The sequence below is a fragment of the Streptomyces sp. NPDC003284 genome (assembly GCF_053589675.1).
The window spans coordinates 210,198-227,209 of sequence record NZ_JBSFSI010000002.1; the positions used below are offsets into that span (position 1 = coordinate 210,198).

Sequence of the window (17,012 nt, forward strand, 5' to 3'; positions counted from 1 at the left end):
GGCCGACTCGAGGAGGATGCTGATGAGGGGGCGGCGGAGCAATCCCCGCGTGCGGGCCGACGAGCCCTTCGGCATCCCGTCGACCCGGGACCGGGAGCTATCCCCATATGCGTAGGGCCGACCACCGCGTCGAGTGCTTCCTGAAGGGCTGGGTGGAGCCGTCCCCGGCAGCGCGGGGCCGACGCAACCGTCTTCCGGATGTGCGGTCAGAGCTGGGGGCTATCCCCGCGCACGCGGGGCTGGCATGAACCCGGTGCAGTCCCAGCTGGGGTTGCCGGAGTTATCCCCGCCTGCGCGGGGGCCAAAGGTCAGAATGGACGCGCTCTTGACCTATGCCCGAATGGGGCTAGGCAGCACCTTAGCTGTTGTGGTCGGCTGGCTGAATTTGTTGCCCAGTCCACCTGGTCAAGCCGGTGACGGGGTCACAAGTGATACCGGTGGGGCCACTGATGCAAGTCCCGGTGCTGGGGTTCAACAGGCCGACGTAGCGGTTTCGCAGGGCCGCGCGGGGGACGATCGGCCAGGTTTCGGGCAGAGGGAGGGCATTCAATCCGGTGAACCAGCGTGCGGGCAGGGACGCGGTGTTGAGGAGGAGGTCTTTCTGCTGTCGGTGGCGGGCCGGGGAGTGGGCGCCATAGCGGGCGAGGTCAGCGCGTCGCTGCCCGGATGGGTCGTAACTGAGGATGCCGTCTGGCTGCTTGTACAGGAGGATGGCGTCGATCGCAGGCTCACTGAGGCGGGAGATGGCGCGGATGCCGGCGATGCCGTTGCTGTCGCCGGAGCCGTGGCTCTTGCCGGATGCGAGGTCGGTCGCGGGAATTGACCTGCCGCGGCGGGTGAAGGGACGGAACGCACGGCTGCGGGACTGGCCCTCCTCGTTGCCGTGGTCGCTTTGCAGGCGGCGTGACGTGCGGTCGAGAAGCTCGCCGAGTGCCCCGACGACGGTGGGTTTTGGACCGTAGACGTCTTCGATCAATGAGGTGGTGTCTGCAGGCGTGATGACATGCACGGTGCCGTCTTCGCGGGCGCGTCGGATGAGGGTGTACCAGGTGGCGGCCAAGAGGTAGGGGGGATACACGTGGCCGTCAGGGTTGCCCTGAGACCGTGCTTCGCCCAGGTTCGGAGGTTCGACCATGGGCAGTTCGTCGGCGCCAGGCTGGGTGAGAATGGTCATGAGGGGCTTGCGGAACACTTCGGGCCGTGAGGAGTCGTTGACTTGGTGCCGGTGGATGCGGCCGCGACGCTGGATCAGGACGTCGATCGGCGCGAGGTCGGTGTAGATCCGGTCGAAGTCGATGTCGAGGGACTGCTCTGCAACTTGCGTGGCGATGACCAGAAGACGGTGTGGCCGCTCGGGGTTGCGGTGAGTGCGGTCTTTGCCCAGGCCGAGGCGCTTGATCAGAAGGTCTTCACCGGGGAGTCGGTAGCGGGGCAGGTTCTGGCCGTGCAGGAGCATGATCTCTCTCGGTGACCATCCGTGCCTCTGGGCGCTGTGAGTGGCGGCTCTGTACAAGTCGACGGCTGTGGTCACGCGGTTGCGGATGACGAGGCTGACTCCGCCCTTTGCAACCTCGTCCATCAGTTGTGCGGCGAGGGCGGCGCTGCCGGGATCGGGCTGGAAATCGATGAATGTATGCAGCTCCGTAGGGGCGGTCCGGTCGCTTTGGCTGCTTCGGCTGGCGTTGTTGGTTTGGCCGGTGCGGGTGATGGCGCCGTGTTGGTCTACGACGGTGATGGGGCCGGTCTGGTCCGTGTGCGCCACGGGGGCCCGGTGGCCGTCGCACCACGCCTGGATGAGGGCGGTGCGTACGGCGGTAGGCAGGGTTGCGGAGAGGACGACGACGGAGGCGCCGGCGTCGGCGAGCCATGCGATGGCGGCTTCGAGGAGTCCTTGCTGGAAGAGCTCGTATGCGTGGGCCTCGTCGATGATGAGTGTCTTGGCGGCGAGGCCGAACATGCGCAGCATCCAGTGATGGCTGGGCTGGGCAGCGAGGGCCACTTGGTCGACGGTGCCGATGGCGAAGGGGGCGATCAGGCCCAGGCAGCGGCGCAGGTACCAGGGGCTGAGGACGGCCCGGCGCTGTAGGGGGTCGTCGGGCGAGGGAGTGGAGATGAAGTCCTCGAGCCCGTCGAGTGCCGCCTGCGTCCGGGTGCGCCCGGCATTGAGGAGCTGGTGGACGAAGTCGGTGGCTTCCGCCGTGCTGTGGACGACGGCGAGGTTGGCCGTGTTCTGCTCGCCGAGGGCCCGGTCCATGAAGCCGGCGATCTCGCGGGCCGTTTGGTTGGCGGCGGCCCGGTTTGGCATGGCCATGTATAGGCCCTGGTATCCGCAGGTGACGGCGAGGTGGTGGGCGCACCACAGGGCGAGGCGGGTCTTTCCCGATCCGGTGTCGGATTCGACGATGACGAGCGCGGGACCGGTGGCGGGCAGGGCGGCCATGCCGGCGAACTGGAAGGGGCGCGGTGCGGTGTCGGGGAACAGGTCGGTCCAGTCGGCGGTGGGCTCGGGCTGCCAGGCGTCCAGCCGTAGTCGCGTGACCGCGGCGCGGGCCTGCATGCCGGAGGCGTGCCACCACTGGGGCGGGCTGGTGGTGAGGGTGCGGTAGGTGAAGTGGGATTCGTCGGAGGCGATCCAGTCGGCGAGGATCACCAGCCCGGCGAAGAGCACCAGTGCGCTGGGGCGTTCGGGCACCACCAACTGGGGGAGGGTGGTGAGATCGACTCCGATCAGGTCGGCCGTGTCCTGGATGAGTTCTGAGTAGATCGGTAGCCAGTCTGTGATGTCGGCAGCCATGGCCGCGCGGCCGATGGTGTCGGGGCTGGGGACGTCTCCGTGGTGGCCGCCGAGGAGGGTAGCGGTGGTGTGGAGTCCGGCTGATGGCGAGCCGGTACCGCCGCAGTCCTCGCAGATGCAGCCGAGGAGCCGTGGCAGATGTACGGCGGTGATGTGCTCATGTCGCGCGCCGGGTTGGGCATCGAGATCCTTGCCGAGGGGAAGACCGGCGGCGCGGGCCTGACGCTCCCATTCAATACGGGCCTGCCGCAGATAGGGGCCGTCCCAGCGGCTGGCGCCGAACATGTGCAGGAAGCACCCGGAGCCCTTCCCGAGGTCGTGCAGGGCGGCCAGGAACATCACCACTCGGCGGGCCGTGTCCTCACGGCCGCCGCCGAACGCGTCGGCGAGCCGGGCCCAGGCCGTGAGGGGGAGGTATCGGTCCCACAGCTGAGCGACGCAGGCGGCTGTGTCGAGAGCGTGAGCGAGCAGCGGATTCCACGCCGGGCCGCCCCCGCGACGACTGTTTCTGTACCGGTCGGTCTTGGCCCAGATAAAGAAGTGCCTTCGCACTGACCAATTATGACTAGTCGTCATATTCCTCTCCAGATGGTGCTACTGTCCCCATCCGCAACAGTGCTGGCAACAGAGCATGTCCTTTTTGAAGCCAACTCCGCCTGGAAGGAGGTGGAAGCACGATGCAGTGGGAACCGCGAGCCCAAGCATGCATCCCGGTACTGACAACCGGACCTGACCTGCGGCGAGTCAAGGTGAACCTGGTTGATGTGTTCGTCCGGGCCGATGAATTGGCCGCTGTCTGCTGTGACACCCCGGGTGAAACAGCCGCGCTGATCGACTGGCTGATCGGCCTGATCCACGCGGCGGATCAGCATCCCGAGACCTCCGACGAGTGGCTGTCGTGGGTCACCGACCGCACACCGCTGAACAAGGTGGCCGACTGGATCGCAAGTCACTCCGGATGCTGGGACCTCTTCGACCCCGAGCGGCCTCTCGGCCAGAACCCCGCCCTCCGCCCTCATCTCGACGCCTACGGTGTCGGGCCCGCTCAGCTCTTCTTGGAGCGGGTCGGGGACTACAACCAGTTCTTCAACCTCCACCATCTCCACCACCCGGAGCCCGTACCGGCGGATGCCGCGTGGCGTGCGATGCTCACCCAACACGCGTACGGGATCGGGATGCGCGGCAGGATCAAGGCCAAGCACATAGGGCTGCCAGGTACCTTCACCAACCTCGGCACCAACCGGCTGGCCACCCGCCTGAAGGTAATCGCCCGGCCGGCCTGGCCAGGAGCCACGCTCGGTGACCTCTTGCGCCTCAACACCGCCCCGTGGCCGGATGAACCAGGGCCGTTCAACCTGACGTGGAACCAGGACGAGTCCTCACGACGAGACTTCACCCGCCCGGGACCACAACAGGCGCGCACTCCGCAAGGCCCGGCCGATCTCCACACCGTGCTCGGCCGTTCGATCGCACTGCGCCCAACCGTCCTTTCCGACGGCAGCGTCGGCGTCGACCGGGTCCTCATCGGCGCCGGTGAAACCCTTGCCGAGTTGCCCGCCACGTACCTGCAGGACGCCGTCACCTTCGACACCCCGGGCGGGAAGAAGACCCTGCTCAAGCCGTCGCCCACGAGGGAGCTATGGCGGGAGTCTCACGCTCTGTATGCGGCCGTCGCCGAGCGCGACAAAGGCACCGATCTGTATGGCCGGGTCGCGATGCTGCACGGCCGCCGGGTCCACCTGTGGACCATCGGCCTGCTCGCGACCCAGGGCAAGCTGACTACATGGTTGTCTGACGAGTTCCCGTACGTGCCCGGCCGGGAGACCCAGTTGCGTCACGCCGCCGAGCAGGGCTCGGCGATCTGCGAGTACACCGCGCGCTCCCTCTATCTGGTGGCCGCGGACGCACGCGAAATCGCCTATCCCAATCCCAAGCCGGACGACAAGGCTGCTCAACTCGCCCGCTTCAACGGCGAACCTGAGATGTGGGCCGGCGCCGCCGACCTGTTCCACCACCTGCTGGACCAGGTTGCCGACACCGGTGCCGCTACCGAGGCCCTGGCCACCTTTGGCCGTGACATCCGCGCCCTGGCCGTCACGTCCCTCGACGGGCGCCTGACCAGCCTGCCCCCAGGAGGTACCGGACTGCAGGCCCGCGTCACCGCGCGCGCCCGGCTCCGCGCCCTTCTCAGCCACAACAAAGCGCCTGTCCAGTTGAAGGAACCTGCAGATGCCTGACCTTGCCCCGACCGCCGACACAAAGCCACCCGGCACCCAGCTCTCGGATTGGCTGTGCGGTCTGGTCCGCAAACACAATCTCGGTGCTCTCGCAGCCCTGCGCAGACCAAACCCGCCCCGCCGCACCGAGGCCCACCACATTGCCGCGGCGTTCGCTCCCTCCGATGAACAGCAGCAGATGTACCTATTCACCGCGTTCCTCTTCGCTCGCTACCACGCCGGAGCCCTCCGGCCGCACAACGGATACGGCGACATAGGCACAGCCATGCGGAAGATCGGCAGCGGCGCCGGCCGCGGCCCCGCCGACCCCGGGGCCAAGCGGCTGCTGGATCGGATCACCGCATCCCGCGAGATCCCCTGGCGGCATCTGCAGCACGCCATCGAACGGGCCCGCGCCTGCGACACCATCCCGCCGTCCTGGGCCCAGCTCCCCGAAGACCTGGCCCGCTGGAACAGCCGCGACCGGTTGAAGAGCCGAGACAGGTCCATCGCCGATACCTGGGGCGCCTCCTTCTACACCCCCACCTACACGAAGAGGACAACCACGTGACCGCCCTCACCACACCGGCCGCGGAGCTTCTGACCGGTGACCAGTACCTCTCCCTGCACCTGCTGGAGACATTCACCGCCGCGCTTCCCGTACGCGACGAGAACGGCATGCCCAAGCAGTTCGTCTTCGGCGGCGACCCCCGTACGATGATCACCGCACAAGCACGGCGACGTGCCGAACGCACCCACAGCCGCGAGCGCGCAAACGCTGGCCAGGGACCACTCGCCGGGTACACCATGGGCATCCGTACACGCGAATGGGCCAAACTCACCGCCAAGGCGCTCGCCGACGGGTACGGATGGGACCGGGCCGATGCGCTGGCCACCGCCAAGGCCCTACTCGGAGGCGTAGGCCTGAAGTTCGGTGCCAAGCCCACCACTCGCGACCTGACCCAGGTGCTGCTGTTCGCGCCCGAGGACGCCGGACAAGTCATCGCCGACTGGGTCCAGGAACACCGCGCCGAAGTGACCGCCTGGACCAGCGACTATCTCACGGCCAAGGAAGCGGGGGCCGCCGCCGAGGCCGCGAAGAAAGCCGCGGCTGCGGCCGCCAGAAAGGCGAAGAAGAACGGCACAGACGCCCCCGCCACTGCTGCCGACGACAACCAGCCCAACAACGAGGAGCAGCTCCCGCCCGTACCCCGAAAGGTCCGCGAAGCGATCCTGTCGGCGCTCGCTCCCCGCGACGCCATCGACATCGCTCTCTATGGCCGGTTCCTCGCCGAGATCGCCGACTCGCCCAACGTGGACGGCGCCATCCAGACCGCGCACGCTTTTACCGTCCATGCCGCCGAACACATCGACGACTTCTACGCCGCCGCCGACGACGCCAAGCTCCACCGCAAGGCCCACGCCTTGGACTACATCGACGCTGCCGACGACTCCGGCGCAGGCATGACCGGCTACCAGTCGCTCATCTCCGGCACCTTCTACCGCCACGGGGTCCTCGACCGCTACAAGCTGCGGACCAACCTGCTCGCCTCCGGCATGAAGCCCGACCAGGTACAGGCCGCCGCCGAAGCCGCCGAACTCGAATTCGTCGAGGCGTTCACCAACGCCATCCCCCAGGCCAAGAAGAACACCACGGCTGCAACCGGCATCCTGCCCAAGCTCGTCATGGCCTTCACCGGGTCTCGGCCCTTCAACTACGCCGGTATTTTCGAGAAGCCGATCGCCGAAGAGACCGATGGCGTGGCATCCCTCGCAGCCGCCGACCGCCTCCTCAACCAGCACGCCCTCGTTCTGCGAAAGCGCACAGACATCTCACCCGCCCAGGTACTCACCTACGACCTCGACGTACAGGAACTCATCGACTCCCGTACGGCGGCCGGCACCCTTCCCGGAGCAGAAGCGAACAGCGTCGAGGAGCTGACCAGCCGGTGACCTCCGTGCTTCTGCTCCGCCTGGCCGGTCCCCTCCAATCGTGGGGAGCCCTGGCCCGGTTCGATCGTCGCGACACCCTCAACCGGCCGACGAAGTCCGGGGTGACCGGACTCATCGCCGCCGCTCTCGGCCTGGACCGAGCAGACAACCTCGGCGCGCTCACCGACCTGCGCTTCGCCGTACGGGCCGACCGCCCCGGTACCGCCGTCCGAGACTTCCACATTGTCGGGAGCGGTACATACCCGCTACGCCCCCGCGACTTGATCACCGACCACCGCCGGGCCGAAAAGGCCGCTGCCGCTCTCGAAACCAGCTCTGGTCCCGTGTTCGGACACCTCGCCGCCCGCTCCGTCACCAAGTGGTACGGCGCCCCGAAAGAAATCGCCCCGGACCCGAAGACCGGCGCTCTCCTGGCAGGCAACACCACACGCGACGCAATGATGACGACCCGCTGGTACCTGGCGGACGCCGCATTCGTCGCCGCTGTCGAACACCCGGACCAGAACCTCCTGCACCACATCAGCCACGCCGTGGAGCACCCCAAACGCCTCCTCTGGCTCGGCCGCAAGTCCTGCCCCCCGAGCGGCACCATTTCTGGCGGAGTCCATCCAGGAACCGCTGAGGTGATCCTCGCCACGACCGCGCTCCTGCCCAACGCCACCAGTCCACAGCCATGGGCCTGGATCGATGCCACCCCCGGCACCCCCGGCGCCTCACAGAGAACAGACCAGCCCGTCACCTACCACCCCGAACACCGCACCCACACGGCACGGTGGGAGATCCGCACCCGCATCAGCCCCGAGCCGACGATCGGATGGGACATCATCCCGTGAGCACCTCCCGACTGATCACTTGCCAAAGCATCATCCAACTCGACCTCAACCACACCTATGCCGCTCCCGCCCTCATGGACGCCCACCACATGCACCGCATCGTGATGGGCGGCTTCAAAGGCTGGGTGCCGGACGGCGCCGACGCCCCTCGCGCCCAAGTCGGCGTTTTGTCCACCTGGTCCGCCAACTTGGCGACACAAACCCTGCTGATCATCGTTCAGTCACGCGTACGCCCCGACTGGACCGCCATCCCACGCGCGGCCCTCTGCGCCCCGATCGACCTCCGTACTGTCGACGAGACCATCAACATCGGGGACCGATTCACGTTCCGCACCGTGGTCTCCCCGACCAAGACGCGGGCGGACCTCAGGCAGAAGGGCAAACCTGTCATCAAGCGGCTCCCGCACGTCCTACCCGCACACGTGCGCACGTGGTTCGAGGACCGCCTCCAACCCGTTGGCACACCTGCTACTGCGCAAAGCGGCATCCCCCGCATAGGCGCCGACGCAGAGCCAACCACCCTCGCCATCCGGATGCTGCCGCCGGTCAGCACCGACCACCACAAGGGACTGAAGATCAGCCGCGCCGAAATTCGCGGCACCCTCACCGTCACTGACCCGGCCACATTCATCAAGACCATCACCACCGGCCTCGGCCGCGCCCGCGCCTACTCCTGCGGCCTTATCCTGACCAGGCCCACCCAGGAACAATCCGAAGTTCAGGCAGGCACACCGCGGCTCGACGCAAGTGCATGAGATCGCACATGATCGCCATGAACGAGACAGCTCAGGAAGAGTCGGCCCCGCGCACGCGGGGATAGCTCCGACGTCGTCTTCATCGAGACGACGCAGGTCTTGTCGGCCCCGCGCACGCGGGGATAGATCCGACGGCACCTCGTGGAACCTTTTCTGGGTCGTGTCGGCCCCGTGCAGGCGGGGATAGCTCCCTGATCCTGTCGATCGCGGCGGCCGCGGGGACATCGGCCCCATGCACGCGGGGATAGCTCCCAGGTCCTGATCGGCGACGACCGCAAGCTCATGTCGGCCCCGCGCACGCGGGGATAGTTCCACCCCTTTCCGGAAGACCCTCTTCCTGTGACTGTTGGCCCCGCGCATGCAGGGATAGCTCCATCGTCTCTGCGCACCCCACCTATCCGTGGCGGTCGGCCCCGAGTACGCGGGGATGGCTCCCCGGGCGTGTGGGTCATGAGCCAGCCGGGAGCGTCGGCCCCGTGCACGCGGGGATACCTCCGGCAGGGCCGCCGCGCGCAGGCGCTGGAATGTGTCGGCCCTGTGCACGCGGGGATAGCTCCGTTCCGATCCCCGGCTGCATGTACGCCAGGCCGTTGGCCCCGTCCATGCGGGGATAACTCCGTCAGCTGCGCCGGCATGACGTCGGCTGTTTGGTCGGCCGCGCACGTGGGGATGGCTCCTTGCGGGCGAGGCGACGGTGTGGCCGGGTCGGCCCTGCGTATGTGTCGCGACGCGAGGATAGCTCCCGGACCGGGGTCCGGACCGCGTTCGCCGACCCAATCGGCCCCACGCAGGCGGGGATAGCCCCGCTATGCAGCGCAAGGCCGGTACGGTCTCGTAGCCGGCCCCGCGCAAGCGAGGATAGCTCTGGGTCGGTCGGGTGAGGGTCCCGGATCCAGATGCCGACTCCGTGCAGGCGGGGATAGCTCCAAGGCGGACGATTTCCTGGACACCCTCAACGACGGCCCCGCGAACGTGGGGATTGCTCCGCCGCGTTCAGACCTGCGAGGCCTCCACCGGCGTCGGCCTCACGCACGCGGGGATACCTCAGTCCCTCGCCAGAAGGGCAAGGGCGGCATCATGTCGGCCCCGTGCACGCGGGGGTAGCTCGCGGGCACCGAATAGCACGTTGACCGGCTTGATGTCGGCCCCCGCGCGCACGCGGGATAGCTCCAGCTCGTTCGGGATCTCGCTGTAAGCCGTGAGGTCGGCCCCGCGCTCGCGGGGACAGCGCCAAGGCCGACGTGTGCGCCGCGACCTTGGCGAGGTCGGCCCCGCGCACGCAGGGATAGCTCCGCCGATCTCACGTTCGGTGCAACGGACTACATGCCGGCCCTGCGCACGCGGGGATGGCTCCGAGCCGACCCTGCGCGTGCCGTGCCCGACGCAGCCGGCCCCGCGCACGCGGGGATAGCTCCGTCTACCTGATCCACACCATGCCCAGCGCCAAGTTGGCCCCGTGCGCCCGGGGATAGCTCCGAGCACGCGGCCCCCGTGCTCCGCACGCAGGAAGTTGGCCCCGCGTACCCGGGGATAGCTCGGGGTTGGTGTACCCGAAGTCGACGGTGATCCAGTTGGCCCCGCGTATGCGGGGATAGCTCCTACGGCACGGTGAACCCGTTCGCCGCCCTGCTGTTGGCCCCGCGGAATCGGAGATAACATGCACGTCCACCTCGTCTCCGATGGACACAGCAGGTCGTCCGCGCGCATGCGGGAATTGCTCCCAGGAAATCGACACCCCAGATATGGCGGACACGTCGGCCCCGCGCACGCGGGATGGCTCCTCGGGCCGCATGATGGCCTCGCCGCCGGAGAGGTTGGTCCCGCGCACGCGGGGATAGCCCCAGGCCCCGCATCTGTGCGTCGCTCACTGTGCCGTCGGCCCCGCGCACGCGGGGATAGCTCCCCGGACAACCCAGGCCACTGGGCGCGCAAAGAGTCAGCCCCGCGCATGCGGGGATAGCTCCAAGGCGGACGATCTTCTGGACACCTTCAACGAGTTGGCCCTGCGCACGTGGGGATAGCTCGATGGTCTCCTGGACGTACTCCAGGCCCGGGTTGTCGGCCCCGCGCACGCGGGATAGATTCCGTCACGCCGTCGTCGGTCGTGTGCCCGACCGGATCGGCCTTGCGTACGCGGGGATAGCTCCTGGAACGGCAGGTTGTTCTGCCGCCAGTAGAAGTTGGCCCCGCGTCCGCGGGGACAGCGCCCACTCGGGCTCGATCCCGTGCGGGGAGTGCCCAGTCGCCGCCCCCGCACGTGGAAATAGACCGCACGGTGTCATCGTTGAGGGAACGGAGGACAATGTCGGCTCGGCGCACGCGGGGATAGGTCCGGCCGGCTGACGTACGGCTTGGAGTGCAAGCTGTCGGCCCCACGCAAGGGGAATAGCCTGCCGCCGCACAACGACGGCTGCCGCGCGCTCTTGTCGGCCCCGTGAACGCGGGGATAGCTCGAGCGGCGACAGGGCCTCGACTAGCTTTCAGGAGCCGACCCCGCGCACGCGGGGGTAGCTCGCGGGCACCGAATGGCACGTTGACCGGCTTGATGTCGGCCCCCGCGCGCACGCGGGATAGCTCCAGCTCGTTCGGGATCTCGCTGTAAGCCGTGAGGTCGGCCCCGCGCTCGCGGGGATAGCTCCGTCAGCGTAAACGTGTCGCCGGTCGGGCTGCCGTCGGCCTCGCGCACGCGGGGATATGCCTGGCGCCCAGGCCGCCGAGCTCGCCACAGGGTGGTCGGCTCCGCGCATGTGGGAATAGCTCCTCCTTCAGGGCGTCGGCGACGATGTCGGTGTCGTCGGCCCCTCGTGTACGGGGATAGCTCCGGCAACCCGTCGTGGGACTGCTTGGGCCTGATGTCGGCCCCGCGGGTGCGGGGATAGCTCCATCACTCAGGGCTACTTGTTCCGCAACAATGGGTCGGCCCCGCGTACGTGGGGATGGCCCGCGGTTCGGTGGGTTCGTCTACAACGCGGACGTCGTCGGCCCCGCATACGCGGGGATAGTTCCTACTGCGCCATCACCCTTGATGGGTACGCGCCGTCGGCCCCATACACGCGGGGATAGCCCCGGGAAGAACAGCGCCTCGATGTGGATCACTACGTCGGCCCCGCGCATGCAGGGATAGCTCCTACGTGCACACCGATCCGATGGCGCGGGCACTACCGGCCCCGTGCTCGCGGGGATGGCTCCACGCCGTGCGACATATTCGCGGCGTCGTTGAAGTCAGCCCCGCGCACGCGTGGATGGCTCCGTCATCAAGTTGTGCTCGCGGATGCTCCCGTCATCGACCTCGCGCACGCGGGGATAGCTCCGGCACGACGATGCCGAGCAGCGGTTATATGATCTCGGCTCCGCGCACGTGAGGAGCTCCAATGGGTAAGAGTGGCCTTCCATCCGCACGGCGTCGGCTCCGCTTACGCGGGAATAACTCCTGGATGTAGAGAGGCGTCAGCGGCTTGGCGATGTCGGCCCCGCGCTCGCGGGTATAGCCCCGTCATCCAGCGCAAGACCGGTACGGTCTCGTAATCGGCCCCGCGCATGTGGGGATGGCTCCGAAATCTTCCCTGAGGCCATCGCCTGGTTCGAGTCGGCCCCACGCACGCGGGGATAGCTCCTACGAGAAGGGCCTGATGACCTTCCGTGCCGAGTTGGCCCCGCGCAATCGGGGATAGCTCCGAGGTCAGCAAATTCATGAGCCCGCTGAAGGTGTCGGCCCCGCGTACACGGGGATAGCTCCCTCGGCGTGATCCACGACTCCACGAAGTTCAGGTTGGCTCTGCGCCCGCAGGGATAGCTCCCACGTGATCACGGAGGCGTCGGGCTACCGGACGTTGGCCCATGCGCGCGGGGATAGCTCGGGCGTGCCGCTCACGACCGGAACGGTGACAGAGTCGGCCCCGCGCCCGCGGGGATAGCTCCCCGGGCGTCATCTGCGGCCCGAACGAAGGCATAGTCCGTACGGTGTCACCGTTGAGGCGACGGAGGAAATGTCGGCCCCGCGTACTTGGGGGGCGATCCACCTGCCCTTGAGTCGCTGCGCGTTGGAAAGGAAATCCGCTGCGGCAGGGTTCGAGTCACCTCGCCGAGCTGGCGCTACGTGCCCGCCAGGCCGGTGGCGTCGCCCAATCAGGGCGGTGTCGGGACGCAGTCGGGACACAAGGACAGGAACAGACTGACAAAGGCGAAGGGGTGTCGACACGACCCTGCCCCCTTTGACCTGCAAAAACGTCATGAATGAGCGTGGACGAGCAAGGGTCGCCAAGATCCTCAAAGGACTCATAATCCGTCGGCCGTGGGTTCGAGTCCCACCCGCCCCACCGCAAGGTTCTCCCAGAGAACCGTTTCTATCTGCGGAAGCGCGAGAACGGGGGTCGCCACTCCAGGGTGGGGCCCCCGTTCATTCGTTCAGATCAAGATCCAGGGGACACCCGGGACACGGTCGGGCGACAGCGGCCGGCGTGTTCGCACGGGAGCGCCCGCACTCCGCCGCCGGCTCGGCCCATCGCCACGAACGGGACGAGCCGTCGCCGGTGAGGGCTTTTCGGTGTCAGTAGTGGTACCGAGCCTGGACGATCATCAACTCGTCGCCGGATGGCTTGTACACGAGCCGGTGAGTGTCGTCGATCCTCCGAGACCAGTAGCCCGACAGATCGCCCTTCAGGGGCTCCGGCTTGCCGATGCCCTTGAAGGGATCGCGCATGGTGTCGTCGATCAGCTTGTTGATGCGCTTGACCATCTTGCGGTCGTTCTCGGCCCAGTAGGTGTAGTCCTCCCAGGCGTGAGACGTGAACGAGATCTTCACGCATGCTCCGCGTCGGGGTCGATCAGCTCGCGGTGCTGGGCCTTGCCGGCCTCCGCCTCGGCGATGGAGTCGAGCAGGCGACGGGCGTTCTTGGGGGAGCGCAGGAGGTGCACGGTCTCGGTCCAAGAGCTGAAGTCCTCTTCTGACATGAGGACGGCGTTCCCCTTGCGGGAGGTGATGTGAACCGGAGCGTGGTCCTCGTTGACCTGCTCGATCAGCGGGAACAGGTTCTGGCGCGCTTCGCTGGCGGTGATGGACATGCTTGCTGCCTCCTCTCTCGACTTGTACAAGATATGGTACGAGTCCTGATCGTGTCCACAGTTCCTGGCGCGCATGCTGGAGTGCTGTGTCGCCCTGGTGGCTGCCGAATGAAGGGCGGATGGGGGACGATCTGGACCGCGTGCCGTGGGCCCTCGCACCGGAGGGCGGCCGCGCTTCCGGCTCAGTTCTTCCTGATCTTCTTCCGTTCCCCTTTGGGGTACGCGACTTTGTGGTTTCCGGTGGCTGTGATCATCTTGTGCGGGGGGACCGTGCATGCCCAGGCCGTCGCAGGGGTCATGCATCTGCATCCTGCCTTTCGTGAGCTGGTCCTTCCTCGGCTACCGCATTCTCTTCTTGCGCGCCATTTTCCCGCTGGTCACCGTACTGGCTCTCTGGATCGTGTGGCTTTCTCTGCTGCCGATTCCGATGTTCGAAGGCTTTGTGCCGCGCGTCGCCGACGCGGCTCTTTCGCTTCTGTTCCTCGGGAGTCTTCCGGCAGTCCTGATCATGTATGTGCGGTGGCGCCGTGAGATCGCGGAGAGGGTGCACGCCTACGACAAGGAAGCGCTGGTGATGCTTCGCCTCGTCAAGGCCATGCATGACGGCCGGGAGCTCTGGTGGCAGCGGGGGACGGTACGCCAGTGGAGCAATTCCCTTGAGGTCGCGGCCGTCGAGACGGCCAGGGCAGGCTGCAACAAGCGGACGATGTCGACGTCGTCGTGAGCGAGCTTTTCGAGAAGATCGACGCGCTCGTGCGCAGTGACCGGCAGACTTTTCTCTCCGGTGCGCCAGAGGTGGCATCTGCGGCGAACCGGATGTGGCGGCGTGTGCTTCGAATGTGGCCGGGATGCCTTCTGGTGGCTGCTGGAGGTGTCCTCCCGTTGGTTCCCGGAGTTTCTGACCAATATGCCGGCCCAGGTAGGTGGATGCTGATCGCGGTGGGGATCAGTTCTCTTCTTTCCGCGAATCCCGAAGTGGCCGGGAACGTGCGAGATGTGATGTCACGGGTGCTCCCTTTCCGCTGAGTTCCCGCACCCGGGCGGCGGCGGAACCGGTCTCAGGTGCCGTCCGCCGGGTCCGACGTCTCGGGGAGGTCGTCGCGTTCGCCCTCGGCCTGGGAAGGGGTCGGGTAGGGCGGTTCCGGGGTGTCGGCCGTGCGGCGGGCGGGGGTGTCGTCGCGTTCGCCCTCGGCCTGGGAGGGGGTGTGCTCTCGCATGTTCATGGTGACTCCTGCGGACCTGGGGTGGTCACTCCGGGTCCGGGTACCCGTCATTCCCCGTCGTCCCCCTCTCCGCACGCGATCGTCCGGGCCAGCGCGGCGCCCAGGGCCGTGCGGATCTCCTCCGGGGGCGGGGGGCCGTCCGGCAGGGCGCCCGCGGTCAGGGCGGCGGCCACGGTGCGCAGCTTGGTGTTGGAGTGCTGGGACGCCTCGCGGAGGATGTCCCACGCCTGCTGCGGGGTGCAGGCGTGGGCGGCCATCAGGATGCCGCGGGCCTGGTCGATGACCGGGCGGGAGGCGATGGCCCGGCGCAGCTGCTCGACCTCTTGCTGGAGTTCGAGCAGCCGCTCCCCGCGCTCCGCGGCCACCGCCGAGGCGGGGGCGGGAGCGGGGGTGGCCGGTGCGGCGGGCGCCGGGTCCTCCGGGGGCGGGTTCAGCGGGTCGGCGGTGTCCAGGCCGGCCAGTTCCAGGACGCGGCGCGGCTGCCCCGTCCAGCCGGTGGCCGTGACGGGGACGAGATGGCAGCGGCCGTACGCGTCGAGCGCCTCCAGGAGCCCGAGACCCGCCGAGTCCATGAACGTCACCCCGGCCATGTCCAGGTCGATCCGGCAGGTCCCCGGCGGCAGTTCGGCGAGCGCCTTGGCCAGCGTGTCCACGCAGCCGTGCACCAGTTCCCCGCTCGGGGCGAGCCGGGCCCGGCCGTCCGGGAAGACGTGCGCGGCGACGGCCAGCGGAGCGGCCGGTGCGTCCAGCCGCCGCGCGAGAGGCGGACGTGGTGGTGCCCCTGAGGTCATGTCCCGCCCTGTCCCGCCTGTCATCCCGCTTGTGCCGTCCGGCCCGTCCTGCCGCCCGACGCCCTCCCGGATCCGCGGTTCTCCGTGGCTTCGTGGCTTCTCGGGAGCCCGGGGCCCGGTGGCCCCTGATGCGCCTGCCCTGTGCTCCGCCGCGTACACCTGGCGGGCGGTGCGCGGGCCGGACGGTGGGGTGCCGGGCAGCGGGGTGGCGGTATTGCCTTCGCCGGGGCGCCGTCGTCGGCGGCTACGCCCCGATCGGGTCCAGTACCAGCGGTTCGATCCGGCCCTCCAGCATCTCGCCCAGGCCCTGCACCGCGCACACGTCGGGGCGGTCGGCGATGTGCACCGGCATGCCCGTGGCCCGGCGCAGCATCTGGTCCAGGCCCGGCAGCAGCGCGGAGCCGCCGACCATCATGATGCCCCGGTCCACGAGGTCGGCGACCAGGTCGGGCGGGCACTCCCGCAGCACCGAGTAGATGCCGTCGAGCACGGCGGTCAGCGGGGCCTGGATGGCCTCCCGCACGGCGGCGGTGTCGACCAGGACGGAGCGGGCGAGCCCGGTGGCCACGTCCCGGCCGTGGATCTCGGTGGCCGCCGGGCCGTGCGCCGTGAGGCCGTTGTCGTGCAGGGCCAGTTGCAGCGGGCGCACCGACTGGCTGGGGAGCACCAACGCGTGTTCCTGGCGCAGGTGCTGGACGATCGCGTGGTCGACGGCCTCGCCGCCCACCGGCATCCGTACGGCGGCGACGATCGAGCCGAGGGAGAGGACGGCCACCTGGGTCGCCGCGGCGCCGCACACCATGATCATGGTGGCCTCGGCGCGTTCCACGGGCAGTCCGCAGCCCACGGCGGCGGCGATGAGCGTGTCGACGAGCTCCACCCGGCGGGCGCCGAGTCCGACCAGGGTCTCGACGGTGGCGCGCTGGGCCAGCGGATCGGCGTCGTGCGGGGTGCAGGCCGCCGCGCGCAGCCGGGCCTTGCGGCGCAGCGAGCGGCGCATCTTGTCGCCGAGCAGATGCCGCAGCATGCGCTGGGCCATCTCGATGTCGATGACGGTGCCGCCGGAGACCGGGCGGACCACGCGGATGTAGTCGGGGGTGCGGCCGGTCATCTTCTCCGCGAACTCGCCGACTGCGATCAGCGCGCCGGTACGGGTGTTGACGGCGGCGACCGAGGGCTGGTCGACGACGAGTCCCGCGCCCTTGACGTACACACGGGTCCGGGCCGCTCCCAGGTCGACGGCGAGATGGCAGCGGCGCAACTGCTCCAGGCTGGCGGACATGACGGATCCTCCCGAGAGCGCGGACCGTGGCGGTCGCCGGGCGGCGGCCTCCTGTGCATCGTGTGCGGGACGGGGGAGCGGGCGCCTGTTCAAGGGGGCCGGGC

The 17,012-nt window shown here is 68.4% G+C and carries 12 protein-coding genes; 6 read left to right on the forward strand and 6 right to left on the reverse strand.

Annotated elements, in window-relative coordinates; translation table 11 throughout:
- Window positions 1-358: 358 nt before the first annotated feature.
- The gene (cas3, locus tag ACWDYF_RS04460) at window positions 359-3,346 is read right to left on the reverse strand and encodes a CRISPR-associated helicase Cas3' (RefSeq protein ID WP_389467134.1); all 2,988 of its coding nucleotides are present in this window, start codon (window positions 3,344-3,346) and stop codon (window positions 359-361) included.
- 125 nt (window positions 3,347-3,471) lie between these two features.
- Between cas3 and ACWDYF_RS04465 the strand changes: the two genes are divergently transcribed.
- The 5 genes from ACWDYF_RS04465 to cas6e are packed head-to-tail and all read left to right on the forward strand — an operon-like array spanning window position 3,472 to window position 8,551.
- Complete coding sequence (locus ACWDYF_RS04465) at window positions 3,472-5,031, forward strand: type I-E CRISPR-associated protein Cse1/CasA (RefSeq protein ID WP_389467131.1); 1,560 nt, start codon at window positions 3,472-3,474, stop codon at window positions 5,029-5,031.
- Window positions 5,024-5,581 (forward strand): type I-E CRISPR-associated protein Cse2/CasB, encoded by a 558-nt coding sequence (casB, locus tag ACWDYF_RS04470; protein ID WP_389467128.1) that lies wholly within the window; start codon window positions 5,024-5,026, stop codon window positions 5,579-5,581. Before ACWDYF_RS04465 ends, casB begins: the two co-directional genes overlap by 8 nt.
- Complete coding sequence (locus tag ACWDYF_RS04475) at window positions 5,578-6,963, forward strand: type I-E CRISPR-associated protein Cas7/Cse4/CasC (RefSeq protein ID WP_389467125.1); 1,386 nt, start codon at window positions 5,578-5,580, stop codon at window positions 6,961-6,963. The genes casB and ACWDYF_RS04475 overlap by 4 nt, the downstream gene beginning before the upstream one ends.
- Entirely contained in the window at window positions 6,960-7,796 is an 837-nt protein-coding gene (cas5e, locus tag ACWDYF_RS04480) for a type I-E CRISPR-associated protein Cas5/CasD (protein WP_389467123.1), read from the forward strand. Before ACWDYF_RS04475 ends, cas5e begins: the two co-directional genes overlap by 4 nt.
- Window positions 7,793-8,551: a type I-E CRISPR-associated protein Cas6/Cse3/CasE gene (cas6e, locus tag ACWDYF_RS04485; RefSeq protein WP_389467121.1), complete on the forward strand. Its 759-nt coding sequence runs from the start codon at window positions 7,793-7,795 to the stop codon at window positions 8,549-8,551. The genes cas5e and cas6e overlap by 4 nt, the downstream gene beginning before the upstream one ends.
- Window positions 8,552-13,097: 4,546 nt before the next feature.
- On the opposite strand, the gene ACWDYF_RS04490 is transcribed toward cas6e, so the two are convergent.
- Together ACWDYF_RS04490 and ACWDYF_RS04495 are read right to left on the reverse strand one after the other, a co-directional pair.
- Entirely contained in the window at window positions 13,098-13,352 is a 255-nt protein-coding gene (locus ACWDYF_RS04490; protein WP_018570678.1) for a Txe/YoeB family addiction module toxin, read from the reverse strand.
- Entirely contained in the window at window positions 13,349-13,612 is a 264-nt protein-coding gene (locus ACWDYF_RS04495) for a type II toxin-antitoxin system Phd/YefM family antitoxin (RefSeq protein WP_381743349.1), read from the reverse strand. Before ACWDYF_RS04495 ends, ACWDYF_RS04490 begins: the two co-directional genes overlap by 4 nt.
- A gap of 319 nt (window positions 13,613-13,931) precedes the next feature.
- On the opposite strand from ACWDYF_RS04495, the gene ACWDYF_RS04500 reads away from it, so the two are divergent.
- Window positions 13,932-14,336, forward strand: a complete 405-nt coding sequence (locus ACWDYF_RS04500) for a hypothetical protein (protein ID WP_389467118.1) — start codon at window positions 13,932-13,934, stop codon at window positions 14,334-14,336.
- Between the two features lie 334 nt (window positions 14,337-14,670).
- Here ACWDYF_RS04500 and ACWDYF_RS04505 read toward each other — a convergent pair whose 3' ends face one another.
- The 3 genes from ACWDYF_RS04505 to ACWDYF_RS04515 form a co-directional block, all read right to left on the reverse strand.
- Window positions 14,671-14,835: a hypothetical protein gene (locus tag ACWDYF_RS04505; protein WP_381743353.1), complete on the reverse strand. Its 165-nt coding sequence runs from the start codon at window positions 14,833-14,835 to the stop codon at window positions 14,671-14,673.
- 47 nt (window positions 14,836-14,882) lie between these two features.
- On the reverse strand, window positions 14,883-15,626 hold the full coding sequence (locus ACWDYF_RS04510) for an ANTAR domain-containing response regulator (protein WP_389467115.1): 744 nt from the start codon (window positions 15,624-15,626) through the stop codon (window positions 14,883-14,885).
- A 244-nt stretch (window positions 15,627-15,870) separates the two neighbouring features.
- The gene (locus tag ACWDYF_RS04515) at window positions 15,871-16,908 is read right to left on the reverse strand and encodes a rod shape-determining protein (RefSeq protein WP_018570673.1); all 1,038 of its coding nucleotides are present in this window, start codon (window positions 16,906-16,908) and stop codon (window positions 15,871-15,873) included.
- Window positions 16,909-17,012 lie beyond the last annotated feature (104 nt).

Excerpts from the sequence above, each read along its gene's own strand:
- ACWDYF_RS04465 (WP_389467131.1), top strand. The coding sequence starts at position 3,472 with ATGCAGTGGGAACCGCGAGCCCAAGCATGCATCCCGGTACTGACAACC.
- casB (WP_389467128.1), top strand. The coding sequence starts at position 5,024 with ATGCCTGACCTTGCCCCGACCGCCGACACAAAGCCACCCGGCACCCAG.
- ACWDYF_RS04495 (WP_381743349.1), bottom strand. The coding sequence starts at position 13,612 with ATGTCCATCACCGCCAGCGAAGCGCGCCAGAACCTGTTCCCGCTGATC.
- ACWDYF_RS04505 (WP_381743353.1), bottom strand. The coding sequence starts at position 14,835 with ATGAACATGCGAGAGCACACCCCCTCCCAGGCCGAGGGCGAACGCGAC.
- ACWDYF_RS04510 (WP_389467115.1), bottom strand. The coding sequence starts at position 15,626 with ATGACCTCAGGGGCACCACCACGTCCGCCTCTCGCGCGGCGGCTGGAC.
- ACWDYF_RS04515 (WP_018570673.1), bottom strand. The coding sequence starts at position 16,908 with ATGTCCGCCAGCCTGGAGCAGTTGCGCCGCTGCCATCTCGCCGTCGAC.